The sequence below is a fragment of the Parapusillimonas sp. JC17 genome (assembly GCF_052180245.1).
Taxonomy (GTDB): Bacteria; Pseudomonadota; Gammaproteobacteria; order Burkholderiales; family Burkholderiaceae_B; genus Parapusillimonas.
This window is the reverse complement of record NZ_CP197474.1, coordinates 4,279,190-4,293,587: the sequence shown is the minus strand read 5'-3', so window position 1 is coordinate 4,293,587 and position 14,398 is coordinate 4,279,190. Positions and strand designations below refer to the sequence as shown.

The following is a 14,398-nucleotide window of genomic DNA, read 5'->3' as shown; positions in this document are numbered from 1 at the left end:
CATAAGCAGCAAGGCAAGGCGTCAGCCGAACAGGGCGCGCAGCGGCGCCAGGGCAAGTTCAAGCTTGCCAAAGGCATCTTCCCGCTGCTGGTCCAGCGCCCGTGCCTGTTCCAGGCTGATTTCCGCGAACCGCAGGATGTCCCCGGGCATGCTTTGCGCAATGATGGGCAGGTCCACCGACGCCGCGTGAGCGATCTTGGCGTAGCCGCCGGTGGTCTGGCGGTCGGCCATCAGCACGATGGGGGAACCGTCCGGGGGAACCTGTACGCTGCCGAAGCTGGTGGCTTCGGACAGAAGCTGGGCGGTATGCGCCAGTTCCAGTTTCGGACCTGCCAGCCGGTATCCCATGCGCTCGGATTGCGGGCTGACACGATAATCGCCCGAAAAGAACGCCTGGACGGCGGCGGGCGTGAACAGCGCCGCATGGGCGCTCTTTACGGTGCGTATCGCGGTGCGCGGCTGCATGCCCAGGATGGCGGGCAAGTACACCTTGATGTCCCGAAGCCGGTCGGACAGCTTGTCGAGATTGCGGCCCCGCAGATCCGCCCGCATGGCGAATACATCCCCTTTCTTCAGTGCACGGCCCTGGTAGCCTCCCAGGCCGCCGCGGATATAAGTACTGCGGCTGCCCAGCACCGCGGGCAGGTCTGCGCCGCCATGCCATGCAATATAGGCCCGCAAGCCCGCATCGCGCGCACCGAAAGCCAGCAGGTCGCCGGCCTGGGCGATGATCGGACGATTGTTGGGAATGGGTGCATCATTGAGGGTGGGGTTCAGTTGCGCGCCGCAAATGGCGATGCAGCCTGGCGCCTCGAAGCGCAGGCTGGGTCCGGACAGCGTGATTTCCAGCGTTGCTTCGTCGCCCTCGTTGCCGACCAGCAGGTTCGCCAGACGGTGGGCGCGCTCGTCCATCGCGCCGCCCACCGGGACGCCCAGGTGCTGGAAGCCATGGCGTCCCAGGTCTTGAAACGACGACAGCATGCCGGGCTTGAGAACGGTGATGCTCATTTCGATGCGCGCTTCAAGGCGAGGTAGTCGTCCGGGCCGATGGGCACGAACCTGACCGTGTCTCCCGGCGCCAGCAGCGTGACGGGTTCTCTGGCCGGATCGAACAGTACCGACGGGGTGCTGCCGATCAGGTTCCAGCCTCCCGGCGAGGCGTTGGGATAGATCACGGTTTGCAGATTGGCGATGGCGACCGACCCGGCGGGCACGACGGTCCGGGGCGTGTCGCGCCGGCCGATGGCGAGCTTCGGGTCGTGTATGCCGATATAGGGCGCACCGGGCGCGAATCCCAGCATGAACACATAGGCTGGCGTGCCGCTGTGCAGCCGTATGACCTCTTGCGGACTGAGGCCGCAATGCCGGGCGACGTCTTCCAGGTCGGGGCCGTGCTCGCCGCCGTAGCATACCGGGATGTCCACCTGCCTGGCGTCTTCGGCAGGCTTGTCGCCCGATAGCGCATCGGCGAGGATCAGCCGGATCTGATCCATAAGTTCCAGCAAGGCGCCGTGGGGCCGGAACAGGCGGGGCTGATAGTGGACGGCTACCGAGTTGAAAGCGGGCACGATGTCGCTGACACCCGCGAGGCCCGCCGCGCGCAAAGCCGACGCCGCTTTTCCGCAGAGCCTGCCGGTCTCGATGTCGATGCCGTTTCCGAACGCCAGCAGCAGGCAGCGGTCTCCCTGGGGAATGATGGTCCAGGCCGTATCGGGGCCGGAAACGTTTTCAGGCATCGGCTGGGCTCGGTTATTTGGCGAAGAGCGAATCCAGGTTCTTGAACGCCTTGAACTCGAGCGCGTTGCCGGACGGGTCAAGGAAAAACATGGTGGCCTGCTCGCCGGGCTGTCCCTTGAACCTTACATAGGGTTCGATCACGAAGCGGGTGCCTGCGTTCTTCAGCTTCCCGGCCAGCTCTTCCCAGGCGTCCATGTCGAGCACGGCACCGAAGTGCCGCACGGGCACATTATGCTCGTCTACGCTGCCGGTCCGGACCTGGCCGCATTCCTCGGGCGACAGGTGCGCAACGATCTGGTGGCCGTAGAAATCGAAATCCACCCACTCGTCCGAGGAGCGGCCCTCGGGACAGCCGAGCAGATCACCATAGAAGGCGCGGGCTTCGGCCAGATCGCGCACAGGGAAAGCGAGGTGGAAAGGGGGAAGGGTGCGCGCAGTGGACATCGTGGGACTCCGTGTGGGTTTCAGCCCTGCGTCGGGCAAGGCGGCAAATGGCTATTTTAATGATATTTGCGCGCTTGTCCCCCGCGCTCTGGGGTCAGACCCCGTACGGGGTCTGACCCCGCCTCTGACCCCGCGTCCGGCGTTAGCAGGCCGCCCTAGTCGATCCTTGCCACGCGGGAGGGCGGGAAAATCACGGAGAACAGGCTGCCGGCGCCGAAACGGCTATGGATGGTCAGTTCGGCATTGTGGCGCATCGCCACATGCTTGGTGATGGCCAAGCCCAGGCCGGTGCCGCCGGTGGCGCGCGAGCGGCCCCGATCCACGCGATAGAAGCGCTCGGTGAGCCTCGGGATGTCCTGGGAAGCGATGCCGATGCCGGTGTCCTGGACCGAATAGCAGGCTTGCCCGGCTTCCGTGATGTACCAGCTGACCGTTATGGTTCCGTCTTTCGGGGTATAGCGTATGGCGTTGGTCAGCAGGTTGGATACCGCTGACGCCAACTCGGTTTCGACGCCGATGACGCACAGGTTCTCGTCCACGTTCTCGACGAAGATGTGCTGATCGTTTGAAAGAATGCGCCCTTGCGCCAGCGCCGTTTGCACCAGTTGCGCGACTTGCACTGGCTCGCCTTCGGTATTGGGAGACGATTCGAGCGTGGAGAGCGTGAGAAGATCGGCAACGATGGCTTGCATGCGTTGCGCCTGTTCCAGCATCAGCGCCTGGTAATGCTGTTTTTGCTCGCTACTGAGCGAGCCTTCCGGCATGTCGCGCAAGGTCTCAAGGAATCCCGACAGGACCGTGAGCGGGGTGCGCAGCTCGTGCGAGACGTTGGCCACGAAGTCCTTGCGCGTGGTTTCCAGCTTTTCCATCTGGGTGACGTCGCGCGTGACGACCAGGTACTGGTCCAGGCCGTATCGGGTGAGCTGCACCAGCAGGGCCCGGTCTTGCCCATCGGTATTCAGATGGAGCAGGATCGGCGCCGGCCACTCGGTCTGCCGGGCATAGCGCGCGAATTCCGGCGCGCGAAGAATGTTGAATATGCTGTGGTTGCGGTCCGACTCCAGGTTCAGGCCGACGTGCTCGCTGGCGGTCTGGTTGCACCACGTCAGTTGCATGGTCTGGTCCAGCGTGATCGCGCCGTCCGGCAGAGCCTCGGCGGCGAGCATGATGCCGTTCACATGTTCATCGAGCGCATCGATTTCCTGCCGGTTTTGGCGCAGCTTGCGGTAGATGGGCGCGAGGATCTCGTCCCAGGGGCCCACCGAAGGCGGCGGCGGGGCTTCGATATCCTTTACCCATCTGGAGATGCGCGAGAGCTGCATGCCGCTGACAAGAATCATCAGGATCAGGCCGAACGAGAAAGTCGCCCAGCCGATGCCCGCCCCCAGCCAGGCGCCGAGCGCCCACCCCAGTACGCCCCACAGGCCAATAGAGATTAAGGTTTTGATCATGATGACGACATTCGGAACTGGTGGCGATTCTTCAGACTGGTTCAGGCGTTCTGGGGCAATTGAGCCGTGAAGCGGTATCCCGCGCCGCGCACCGTTTCAATATGATTCTCGTGTTTGCTGGGTTCCAGCGCCTTGCGCAGGCGCCGGATGTGGACGTCGACCGTGCGCTCTTCCACAAAGACGTGATCGCCCCATACCTGGTCGAGCAATTGCGTGCGGGAAAAGACGCGTTCGGTGTGCGTCATGAAAAAGTGTAGCAGGCGGAACTCGGTCGGCCCCACGGTGAGCGCCACGTCGCCGCCGGTCACCCGATGCGTGGCGGGATCCAGCTTGAGCGTTCCGATCTGGATCACGTCGTCGGTCAGTTGCGGCGCACGGCGGCGCAGCACGGCCTTGATGCGGGCAATCAGTTCTTTGGGCGAGAAAGGCTTGGTGATGTAGTCGTCCGCGCCGGCTTCCAGCCCTTCCACCTTGTCATGCTCGGCGCCTTTGGCGGTCAGCATGATGACGGGCACATTGCGGGTGCGCTCGTCGGAGCGCAGTGTCTTGGCCAGTGTGATGCCCGACGCTCCGGGCAGCATCCAGTCCAGCAGGATGAGGTCCGGCAGTTCGGCTCGTATCAGCGTCTGCGCTTGCTCGGCATCGAATGCCCGCAATACTTTGTGTCCGGCAAAGGACAGGTTCACGGAAATCAATTCCTGGATGGCGGGCTCATCTTCAACAACGAGTATGGTCGTGCTCATGGTAGCTTTGTATTCTGGGTGATGGGTAATGCCCCTGAATAATATGGCGCAAATATTTCAGGTTTGTGAAAGCCCGCCGGTCTTGCGAATCTTAACCCGGTAATGATGTACGATTAGGAAATCATGCAAAACCTTCATTCCTCCACACCAGACGCTTCCAGCCAGGACAGCGGCGCGCAGGCCGGGGCCAGCACGCATTTTGGCTTCAAGACCGTGAGCGAAAAAGAAAAGGCGGGCAAGGTGGCCGAAGTCTTTCACTCCGTCGCCGGCCGCTACGACATCATGAACGACCTCATGTCGGTCGGGCTGCATCGTGTCTGGAAAGCGTTCACCATAGGCCGGGCCGATGTCCGTCCGGGCATGAAGGTCCTGGACATCGCTGGCGGCACGGGCGACCTGGCGCGTGCGTTTGCCAAGCGCGCCGGCGCGCGGGGCGAGGTCTGGCTGACCGACATCAACGATTCCATGCTGCGCGTCGGGCGGGACCGCCTGACGGATCAAGGCATGCTGCTGCCCACGGCGGTTTGCGACGCCGAAAAACTGCCTTTTCCTTCCGGGTACTTCGACCGGGTCAGCGTGGCTTTCGGGCTGCGCAACATGACGCACAAAGACCGCGCGCTGTCCGAAATGCGCCGCGTGCTCAAACCCGGCGGCAAGCTCCTGGTTCTCGAGTTCTCACGGGTGGCCAAGCCCCTGGCGCCGGCGTACGACTGGTATTCCTTCAACGTACTGCCTTGGCTGGGCAAGAAGGTGGCGGGCGACGAGGCCAGTTATCGCTACCTGGCGGAATCCATACGCATGCATCCCGATCAAAGCACTTTGGCCGGCATGCTGGCCGACGCGGGCCTGTCCCGGGTGCGGTATTTCAATCTCAGCGCCGGCCTGGTCGCGCTGCATGAAGGCGTCAACCTGGGCTAGGATCTTTTGACGCCGAGGGCGGGGTCAGGCCCCATACGGGGCCCGGCCCTTGGCTTGAGAGGCGGGATCAGAGGCGGGGTCAGACCCCGTACGGGGTCTGACCCCAGGCTGCCATTCACTCGGTTTCTTCAATTTTTCGCGGAAACATGAACGTTTTGTAATGCCGCCTGTCTTACTTTATGCTAATGTTCAGCTTCCAGTAAGTATTGTGGCGCGCACGCCTGCGCTTTGCGGCCGCCGCGTCATGCTTGCATATCCAGATAAAGACATAAGCGGTGGCGGGTCTTCCAGCCCGCTCCCTCTTCAAGGAGATCACTAGATGTCTAAACGTATTTCTCGGCTGCTTGCCATCGCCATGCTGACGGTATCCGCCGGCGCGATGCTGTCGGTGTCGTTCGACGCCGAAGCGCGACGGGCGGGTGGCGGAAAAAGCCTTGGCCGCCAGTCGTCCAACGTGACCCAGCAGCGCCAGGCGGTGACACCGCCCGCGGCGGCTTCGACCACGAACCGCGCCGCAGCGCCGGCGGCCGGCGCAGCCGCCACGGGCGCCGCCGCCAGCACCGCGGCCAAGAGCGGCATGTCGCGCTGGCTGGGGCCCATAGCCGGCATCGCCGCCGGCCTTGGCATTGCCGCGCTGCTGTCCAGCATGGGGCTTTCGGGCGCCTTCCTGGAAATGATGTCCAGCTTGCTGCTCATCGCCTTGCTGGTCTTTGGCGTCATCTTCATCGTGCGCAGGTTGCGTGGCGGCGCATCGCGCCCCGCCATGCAGCAAGCGGGCGGCGCCGCAAACGCGGACCGTTCCCAGAACCTGTTCCGCCAGTCCGCCGGTCAAGCAGGCGCGCCGCAAGCGCCGGCCGCTCCGGCCGCCATGCCCAGCGCTGCCATTGCGCCGGTTCCCGCGGCGCCGGTGGATGACAAATGGTTCATCCCCGGCGATTTCGACACGTCCGCATTCCTGGCCAATGCCAAGGCGCAGTTCATCGAAATCCAGGCCATCTGGGACAGCGGCGATCTCGACCGCCTGCGCGACTACATGACCGACGACCTGGTCGCCGAAGTCAAGCCCGAAATCCTTGCGCGCGGCGAAGACAACGTGACGGAAGTCGTGCTGTTGAACGCAGAACTCCTGGGCATCGAGGCCGTGTCGGGCGGCCATCTGGCCAGCGTGCGCTATTCGGGCATGCTGCGCGAGGCCAAGGGCGCAGAAGCGTTCCGCTTCGAAGAAGTCTGGAATCTCTACAAGGGCGAAGGCGCGGGCTGGCTGCTGGCCGGCATCCAGCAAATCCCCATCGACTACGCCAGCTAAGCGCGGCGATGCGCGAGGGCAAGCCCGGCCCGCACATCGATGCTTTCGGGCCGGCATGCTGTTTGGCCGGCCAAAGCGGCTCCAAACATGACGGCGCCCTCCCGGGCGCCGTTGCGGATTTTCCAGTTTGCATTCCTTGCACCGCTAGCGGCACAGCGCAACAGGCCATCCGCCTTGTATAAAACCGTTAAACTTGGGCACTGACAAGTTCTGAGCCATACCGGTTTTTTCGTGCACGCCACCATGTTTCCATTTTCCTTGCTTCCCGATCCGGCCTTCATGCATGCGCGCATTCTGAATATGCTGCTGCGGCGGGAAGACTGGGCGCGCGAACGCCTTAGCCGGCACGCCGGGAAAACGCTGCGGTTCGCCGTCGGCGCTTTCAAGACAGGGTTTGCCTTGCAGTCCGACGGCTACGTGCAGGTTTCGGATCCGGCCGTGGTGCCCGATGTCATCCTGACCGTGCCGGCCGCCCGCTTTGCGGATCTCCCGTCCGTCTTGCGTTCCCGCGATCCCGCTGCCATCGCGGCCATCATGCATGTCCAGGGAGACGCCGGCCTTGCCCAGGTGGTGTCGGATCTGGCCCGCGATTTGCGCTGGGACGTCGAAGACGATCTATCCCGCATCGTGGGTGATGTGGCAGCCGCTCGTCTGACAAGCTTTGGGCGCAATGCCGCCAGTGGCATGCAGAGCGCGGCGATCCGGCTTGCCGGCAATGTGGGGGAATACCTGACCGAGGAAAGCGGGCTGATGGCGACCAGGCAGGCCTACGATGACTGGGTGGGCAGGCTGGCCGAGATGCGCAAGCGGCTCGACCGGCTGGATGCCAGGATCAGCGCCTTGCCTCCGGTTCCGGGAACGCGGCTCAAAATGGGCGGCCGCTGATGTTTACCCTGCTGCGTTTGCTGAAAATCGTCATTGTCGCCTTGCGCTACAGGCTCGACGAGCTCGTGCTGTCGGGAATCAAGCATCCCTTCGCCTATACGCTGCTGCGCATCGTGCGCTTCGGCCGTCCGCCCAGAACGCCTCGCGGGGTCCGGCTGCGGCTCGCCCTGGAGTCCCTGGGCCCGATCTTCGTGAAGTTCGGGCAGGTCCTTTCCACGCGCCGCGACCTCATCCCGCTGGACGTCGCGATCGAGCTCGCCCTGCTGCAGGACCGCGTACCGCCGTTTCCCTCGGACCAGGCAGCCGCCAGTATCGAGGCCGCACTGGGCGCATCGCCCCATACCTTGTTCAAGCATTTCGAGGTTGACCCCGTGGCCTCGGCATCCATCGCCCAGGTCCATTTCGCGGTGCTGCACGACGGGCGGGAAGTGGCCGTGAAGGTCCTGCGTCCGGGCATGCGCGACATCATCGAAAAAGACCTTGCGCTCATGCGGGTACTGGCGGGCCTGATCGAGCGCCTGGCGGCGGATGGCCGCCGCCTCAAGCCTCGCCAGGTCGTTGCAGAATTCGACAACTACCTGCATGACGAGCTGGACCTCATACGCGAAGCGTCGAACTGCAGCCAGCTGCGCCGGAACTTTTCGCCCGAAACAGGGCGAGAGCACCTGCTCATGGTGCCGGAGGTCGTCTGGGAATATTGCGCGACCACCGTCTTCACGATGGAGCGCATGAGCGGCATACCGGTAGGCCAGATCGAGCGCCTTCGGGCAGCCGGCATCGATACCAAGGAACTTGGCCGGGCGGGCGTGGAGATCTTCTTCATGCAGGTCTTCACCGACGGTTTTTTCCACGCAGACATGCATCCTGGCAATATTTTCGTGTCGGACCGCCCCGAAACGCTGGGCCGGTATATTGCCCTGGACTTCGGCATCGTCGGTTCCCTGTCCGAATTCGACAAGAACTATCTGGCCCAGAATTTCCTGGCGTTTTTCCGGCGTGATTATCACCGGGTCGCCCAACTGCATATCGAGTCCGGATGGGTGCCGCCCAATACGCGCGAAGAAGAACTCGAAGGCGCCGTGCGGGCGGTTTGCGAACCCTATTTCGACCGGCCGCTGTCCGAGATTTCCCTCGGTCAGGTGCTGTTGCGCCTGTTCCAGACATCCCGCCGCTTCAATGTCGAGATACAGCCGCAGTTGGTGCTGCTGCAGAAAACACTGTTGAACGTGGAAGGCATGGGCCGTGAGCTGGACCCCAACCTGGATCTCTGGAAGACGGCCAAGCCTTATCTGGAAAAATGGATGCATGAACGGGTCGGGCTTACCGGCCTGCGCAAGCAGCTCGACAAGGAAGCCGGCCAGTGGTCGCAGCTGCTTCCGGAAATTCCCAGGCTGGTCCACGCGCGCCTGAGCCGGCCCGATTACGGCCCTGCGTTAAACTTGGAACTGACGCGCCTTCGCAAGGCTCAGCAGCAAGGCAACCGCTTGTTGATGTTGTTGTCCGCCATCGCCATGGTGGCTTTGGGGCTGGCTGTATGGGCATTGACTCAAAACTAGCCCGACTATCCCTATTTCACATGTTGTCTCGCTGAAATAATCCTGTTAACTGCGCCGTCTATGCTGACGGCATGCAACGAGTTCGCCCGGGCACTGCTGTACGGTATCGCCGGGTCCATGAATGAGAGAGAACTATGCTTTACCCTGAATTGTTCAAATCGATGGAAGCCGTGCGCTGGAATATGGGTACCGACATTCCATGGTCGGACTATGATCCCGCGAAGCTGAGCGACGAGCAAGCCTACACCATCAAGATGAACGCCATCACCGAATGGGCGGCGTTGCCGGCCACGGAAATGTTCCTGCGCGACAACGCCGACGACAGCGATTTCTGCGCGTTCATGTCGGTCTGGTTCTTCGAAGAGCAGAAACACTCGCTGGCCCTCATCGAGTATCTGCGCCGCTTCCGCCCTGAGCTCGTCCCCACGGAAGAAGAGCTGCACAAAGTACGCTTTGAGTTCGATCCGGCGCCGGCGCTGGAAACCCTGATGCTGCATTTCTGCGGCGAGGTCCGCCTGAACCACTGGTATCGGCGCGCGGCCGATTGGCACACCGAGCCGGTCATCAAAGCCATCTACAAAATCATTGCGCAGGATGAAGCCAGGCATGCGGGCGCGTATCTGCGCTATATGAAGCGGGCGCTGGTCCATCGAGGCAAGGAATTCGGCCACAACGCAAGGCTGGCGTTCTCCAAGATCGGCGTCTTGATGGCGTCCGCGCACAGGACGCCGCAAGCCCTGCATCCCACGAATCTGCACGTCAATAAAGAGCTCTATCCGCAGGACACGGTGCAGTCGAAACTGCCTTCGCCCGGCTGGCTCGAAAACTGGCTCGACAACCAGATTCAGTTCGACAACGAATGGGAAGGCAAGGTCAGCACGCGCATCCTGCACAATATGTCTTTGCTGATGGACAGCACCTTCAATACGGTGCAGGACCTGAACCGCTACCGCAAGCAACTGACCAAGGGCTTGGCTGTCGCCTGAACCGCGCAGGCTCGCATATGACGATCCGTTTCGAATCCAAGATCCTGCCCCGCGAGGCATGCGTCGCGGCAGTGCGGAGCGGCGCGCTGCCGCGCCCCATTGTCTTCACCAACGGCGTGTTCGATATTCTGCATCGCGGCCATGTCAGCTATCTGGATGAGGCTGCGCAACTCGGGGCCAGCCTGATCGTGGCCGTCAACACCGACGCATCGGCTCGCCGCCTGGGCAAGGGCGATGACCGCCCACTCAACACCGAGGCGGATCGCGCGGCCCTCCTGGCCGCCCTGGCCAGCATCACCATGGTCACCTCGTTCGACGAGGACACGCCCCAGGCGCTCATCGAAGCCCTGCGACCCGACGTCATCGTGAAGGGTGGGGACTACGACATGGAAAGCCTGCCCGAAACCGCAAGCGTCAAAAGCTGGGGCGGCAGGGCCGTGGCGATACCGTTCGAGCATGAACGGTCGACGACGTCGCTGGTCCGAAAGATCAGGGGTCAGACCCCGAATTAACCCGGGGTCAGAACCCGTACGGGGTCTGACCCCTTGGACCGCCGAGCTGGGGTCAGACCTCGGATGGGGTCTGACCCCGGGCCTACAGGCCTAGCCCCTTGGCCTCGTCAGCAACTGGTTAACGGCGATGATGTCGTTCTCGGTGAGGATCCCGGTGCTGGCCTTCAGGCGCAGGCTGCTCATCAGCGTATCGTAGCGTGCGCGTGCCAGGCTGCGCTGGGTTTCGTACAGCTGCTGCTGAGCATTGAGTACGTCGATGTTGATCCGGACGCCGACCTCGTAGCCGGTCTGGTTGGCTTGCAGGGACGACAGGCTGGACTTCTCGGCGGCCCTCAGGGCTTCGACCTGTGCCAGGCCCGATGTGACCCCTGAAAAATGCTGCTGGGTGGACTGCACGGCCTCGCGCCGGGCATTCTCGAGTTCATAGCGCGCCTGCTGAAGGCGGGAGGTCTGCTCGCGCACCACCGATGAAATTTCACCGCCCGAGAAAATGGGAATGGCGACACGCAGGCCCACGGTGCTATCCAGCGAGCGCGGACTGGTGTTCGGACCATACAAGCCGCGATCCGACGCAGTGCCGGTCTGGGCTTCGAGATAAAGCCTGGGATAATGCTCGCCCTTGGCGATATCGATTTGTTTCTCGACGATCTTGGTTTGCAGGGCCGCCTGCGCCACTGCGAGGCTGGACGCCGACGATTGCAGGATCCAGGCGTCGAGCCGGTTGGGCTGAGGCGCGGGCAGCGGTGTGTCGTTGGCCAATTCCGCCAGCGCCCCCGGACGTTCGTGAATGATGCGCGCGAGCTGGTCCTGATTCAATTGCAGCTGGTTCTGCGCCTGCAGCTCGCTGGCTTTCAGGAGGTCCAGCCTGGACTGCGCCTCGTAGGCATCGGCGATGGTGGTGCCGCCCAGTTCGTAGCCACGCGTCGCGGCGTTCAACTGGGTCTGCACGGCTTCTTTCTGGGCTTGCAGGACCCGTAGCGTGTCCTGCGCGGCAAGCACATCGAAATAGGCTTGCGATACACGCAGGATGAGGTCCTGATAGGCCCGGGCCTGGGCGATATCGGCAGAGCCCGCGATGTATTCCGAGCGTTTCAGCTGGCCCCAGGCGCTGATGTCGATCAGGGGCTGGGTCAGTGTCAATGCCCATTCCGCCCGGCGCGAGCTGTTCCGGTCATTGAGCGTGCGCGCCCGGCGCACGTCTTCGGCTTCCCCGATGGCGTCTGCCGTTACCAGGGGAAGCAGCCTGGCCCTGGCCTGGTTGACGAATTCCTGGTCCGCGTCACGTCCGGCGCGGCTGGCCGCATAGATGGGATCGCGTTCTTGGGCAAGCTGCCAGACCTGCAGGAGGTCTTGACCGTGAACCGGAAGCACGCCGGCACAGACCAGCGCAGCGCACGAAACGAAGAACTTGCCCAGGGAAGTTGGCATTCAGAACTTGAATTTGGATACGGTTGTACCGCGTAACGGCTTGATGACGGTATCGAAGAGGCTGGTGGTCTCGAAGCTGGCCGCGCTGGTGCGCGTGATCCGGCAAGCGGTCATGACGGGAGGCTGGCCCACCACCACCACCAGGCGTCCTCCGATGCGCAATTGGTACTTTAGCGCGTCGGGGACCACCGGGACCGAGCCGGTTACCAGAATGGCGTCGTATTCGGTGGTGCCCCAGCCCGCGTGCGCGTCACCGGTTTCGACCTTGACGTTGTCGACCTGGTTGCGCTGCAGGTTCTGCAGGGCGAATGCGGACAGGCGGCTGTCGACTTCGACGCTGGTGACCTGCTGGCACAGCTTGCCCAGCAGGGCGGCCTGGTAGCCCGAGCCCGTGCCGATTTCAAGCATGCAGTCGGTGGGCTTCAGTTGCAGTTCTTGTGCCAGGCGCGCTTCAACCTTGGGAGTGAGCATGCTTTCGCGCGTGTCGACCGAATTGATCACCAGAGGCAGTTCGACGTCGGAAAACGCCAGCCCCTGCATGGGCGCGGGAACATAGCGTTCCCGCTGGACGTCGAACAAGGCTTGCAGGACCCGAGCATCGAGCACATCCCAGGGGCGGATCTGTTGCTCGATCATGTTGAATCGAGCCCGTTCGATTTCTGATAGCGCTGTAACGTTCATGGTGTCTGCAAATAATCGGTAAAGATGTATCTATTCTACCGGCGGGCCTACCAAAGGTAAGCCCGCCGCATCGGGCTAACTATAGCGTATTTGGATTATTTTGGCGCTGGCCACCAGGCATGAAAGTGCTGCACCGGGCCATGGCCCGATCCCACTTGCAGCTCGCCCGAACGCGCGATGGCCCGTACCAGGTAGTCCTTTGCCTGCCTGGCGGCCTCGGGCGCATCACCGGTGCGCGGCAGCAGCGCGGCCAGCGCCGCTGAAAGCGTGCAGCCGGTTCCGTGGGTATTGGGTGTTTCGATGCGCCTGCCGGGCAGTTCCAGCATCCGGTCGCCGTCATGCAGCACGTCGATGGTGTCGTTGCCGGGAAGGTGGCCGCCTTTCAGGTAGACCCAGCGTTCACCGGAGTCGTTCAGCAGGCGGCGCAGCTTCTCGGCCGCGCGGCGCATGTCGCGCACATTGTCCACCGGGGCGGCGTCCAGCAATACGCCGGCCTCGGGCAGGTTGGGCGTCAGCATCGTTGCCTGGGGCAGCAGGCTCGAGCGCAGTTCATCGACGGCGGCGCGCTCCAGGAGATGGTCGCCGCTCTTTGCGATCATTACCGGATCCAGGACCAGGTGCGCGGGCTTCCAGTGAGCCATTCTGTCGGCCACCGTGCGGGTGACCGCCTGGTGACCCAGCATGCCGATCTTGACGGCATCGATGCGCACGTCGGCGAACAGCGTGTCGATCTGGGCGGCGACGAAGTCGGCCGGCACGGGTGAAATGCCGGTTACGGCCTGGGTGTTCTGCGCCGTCAGGGCGGCGACGACGGCGGTGCCGTAGGCGCCCAGCGCGCTCATGGCCTTGATGTCGGCAAGAATGCCCGCGCCGCCGGAAGGATCCACGCCGGCGATGGTGAGGGTATTGGGGATCATCTCTTTGGTTTTATTGACGGGGTTCCAGCAGGCCTTCGGTGGGAGAGCTGGGGTCGGCACTGTAGAACTTGCGCGGCACCCGGCCGGCCAGGAAGGCCTCGCGGCCGGCCTGCACCGCTTTCTTCATGGCGCTTGCCATGAGGATGGGGTTGCGGGCGCCGGCGATGGCGGTGTTCATCAGGACGGCATCGCAGCCCAGCTCCATGGCGACGGCGGCGTCCGAGGCCGTACCCACGCCGGCGTCCACCAGCACGGGGACCTTGATGCTGTCGATGATCAGGCGCAGGTTCCAGGGGTTGAGTATGCCCATGCCCGAACCGATCAGCGATGCCAGCGGCATGACCGCGATGCAGCCGATGTCTTCCAGCATGCGGCACTGAATGGGGTCGTCGGTGCAATACACCATGACCTGAAAGCCTTCCTTGACCAGGGTGCGGGCCGCCTCCAGGGTTTCGGGCATGTTGGGAAACAGGTTGTCCTGGCTGCCCAGGACCTCCAGCTTGACCAGTTCGTGCCCGTCCAGCAGTTCGCGCGCCAGGCGCAGCGTACGCACGGCCTCGTCGGCGGTGAAGCAGCCGGCGGTGTTGGGCAGGATCGTGTACTTCGAGGGCGGAATGTAATCGAGGAGGTTGGGTTCGCCGGGATTCTGGCCGATGTTGCTGCGTCTTATCGCAACCGTGATGATTTCCGCGCCGCTGGTTTCAATGGCTTGGCGTGTTTCTTCGAAATCTTTGTACTTGCCGGTGCCGACAAGAAGGCGGGAAGAATAGCTGCGGCCTGCAAGGGTAAACGTGTCGTTCTGGGTCATAGTTAGTGCGAAGAAGGTGAGCGTTG

Annotated in this window: 15 protein-coding genes; 6 read left to right on the top strand and 9 right to left on the bottom strand. The window is 63.1% G+C overall.

From position 1 onward, the window contains the following. Nucleotides 1-21: 21 nt before the first annotated feature. From ACSBPU_RS20680 to phoB, 5 genes are all read right to left on the bottom strand, one after another. Nucleotides 22-1,008 carry a biotin-dependent carboxyltransferase family protein gene (locus tag ACSBPU_RS20680; protein ID WP_442593795.1) on the bottom strand — a complete coding sequence of 329 codons (987 nt, stop codon included), beginning with the start codon at nucleotides 1,006-1,008 and terminating at the stop codon, nucleotides 22-24. Beyond that, nucleotides 1,005-1,736: a 5-oxoprolinase subunit PxpB gene (pxpB, locus tag ACSBPU_RS20675; RefSeq protein ID WP_442593793.1), complete on the bottom strand. Its 732-nt coding sequence runs from the start codon at nucleotides 1,734-1,736 to the stop codon at nucleotides 1,005-1,007. The genes ACSBPU_RS20680 and pxpB overlap by 4 nt, the downstream gene beginning before the upstream one ends. A gap of 13 nt (nucleotides 1,737-1,749) precedes the next feature. After that, nucleotides 1,750-2,181 carry a VOC family protein gene (locus tag ACSBPU_RS20670; protein WP_442593791.1) on the bottom strand — a complete coding sequence of 144 codons (432 nt, stop codon included), beginning with the start codon at nucleotides 2,179-2,181 and terminating at the stop codon, nucleotides 1,750-1,752. A gap of 155 nt (nucleotides 2,182-2,336) precedes the next feature. Further along, complete coding sequence (gene phoR / locus ACSBPU_RS20665; protein ID WP_442593789.1) at nucleotides 2,337-3,632, bottom strand: phosphate regulon sensor histidine kinase PhoR; 1,296 nt, start codon at nucleotides 3,630-3,632, stop codon at nucleotides 2,337-2,339. A gap of 41 nt (nucleotides 3,633-3,673) precedes the next feature. Further along, complete coding sequence (gene phoB / locus ACSBPU_RS20660) at nucleotides 3,674-4,375, bottom strand: phosphate regulon transcriptional regulator PhoB (protein WP_442593787.1); 702 nt, start codon at nucleotides 4,373-4,375, stop codon at nucleotides 3,674-3,676. Nucleotides 4,376-4,498: 123 nt separating this feature from the next. Between phoB and ubiE the strand changes: the two genes are divergently transcribed. From ubiE to rfaE2, 6 genes are all read left to right on the top strand, one after another. Then, a complete protein-coding gene (gene ubiE, locus ACSBPU_RS20655) occupies nucleotides 4,499-5,293 on the top strand; it encodes a bifunctional demethylmenaquinone methyltransferase/2-methoxy-6-polyprenyl-1,4-benzoquinol methylase UbiE (protein ID WP_442593785.1) in 795 nt (264 codons plus the stop codon). Nucleotides 5,294-5,612: 319 nt separating this feature from the next. Then, the gene (locus ACSBPU_RS20650) at nucleotides 5,613-6,599 is read left to right on the top strand and encodes a Tim44 domain-containing protein (RefSeq protein ID WP_442593783.1); all 987 of its coding nucleotides are present in this window, start codon (nucleotides 5,613-5,615) and stop codon (nucleotides 6,597-6,599) included. A 243-nt stretch (nucleotides 6,600-6,842) separates the two neighbouring features. Beyond that, nucleotides 6,843-7,484: a ubiquinone biosynthesis accessory factor UbiJ gene (locus tag ACSBPU_RS20645; protein WP_442593781.1), complete on the top strand. Its 642-nt coding sequence runs from the start codon at nucleotides 6,843-6,845 to the stop codon at nucleotides 7,482-7,484. Further along, nucleotides 7,484-9,040, top strand: coding sequence for a ubiquinone biosynthesis regulatory protein kinase UbiB (gene ubiB, locus ACSBPU_RS20640; protein ID WP_442593779.1), 1,557 nt, complete (start codon nucleotides 7,484-7,486; stop codon nucleotides 9,038-9,040). Before ACSBPU_RS20645 ends, ubiB begins: the two co-directional genes overlap by 1 nt. Before the next feature lie 134 nt (nucleotides 9,041-9,174). Then, nucleotides 9,175-10,026 (top strand): ferritin-like domain-containing protein, encoded by an 852-nt coding sequence (locus tag ACSBPU_RS20635; protein WP_180069157.1) that lies wholly within the window; start codon nucleotides 9,175-9,177, stop codon nucleotides 10,024-10,026. 17 nt (nucleotides 10,027-10,043) lie between these two features. After that, nucleotides 10,044-10,538: a D-glycero-beta-D-manno-heptose 1-phosphate adenylyltransferase gene (gene rfaE2 / locus ACSBPU_RS20630; RefSeq protein ID WP_442593777.1), complete on the top strand. Its 495-nt coding sequence runs from the start codon at nucleotides 10,044-10,046 to the stop codon at nucleotides 10,536-10,538. A gap of 90 nt (nucleotides 10,539-10,628) precedes the next feature. Here the strand turns inward: rfaE2 and ACSBPU_RS20625 are convergent, their stop codons facing one another. From ACSBPU_RS20625 to ACSBPU_RS20610, 4 genes are all read right to left on the bottom strand, one after another. Then, nucleotides 10,629-11,966, bottom strand: a complete 1,338-nt coding sequence (locus ACSBPU_RS20625; RefSeq protein WP_442593775.1) for a TolC family outer membrane protein — start codon at nucleotides 11,964-11,966, stop codon at nucleotides 10,629-10,631. Beyond that, complete coding sequence (locus ACSBPU_RS20620) at nucleotides 11,967-12,647, bottom strand: protein-L-isoaspartate O-methyltransferase family protein (protein ID WP_442593773.1); 681 nt, start codon at nucleotides 12,645-12,647, stop codon at nucleotides 11,967-11,969. Nucleotides 12,648-12,742: 95 nt separating this feature from the next. Beyond that, the gene (gene thiD / locus ACSBPU_RS20615) at nucleotides 12,743-13,564 is read right to left on the bottom strand and encodes a bifunctional hydroxymethylpyrimidine kinase/phosphomethylpyrimidine kinase (RefSeq protein WP_180069165.1); all 822 of its coding nucleotides are present in this window, start codon (nucleotides 13,562-13,564) and stop codon (nucleotides 12,743-12,745) included. A gap of 10 nt (nucleotides 13,565-13,574) precedes the next feature. Then, nucleotides 13,575-14,372, bottom strand: coding sequence for a thiazole synthase (locus ACSBPU_RS20610; protein ID WP_180069167.1), 798 nt, complete (start codon nucleotides 14,370-14,372; stop codon nucleotides 13,575-13,577). Between the last annotated feature and the right edge of the window lie 26 nt (nucleotides 14,373-14,398).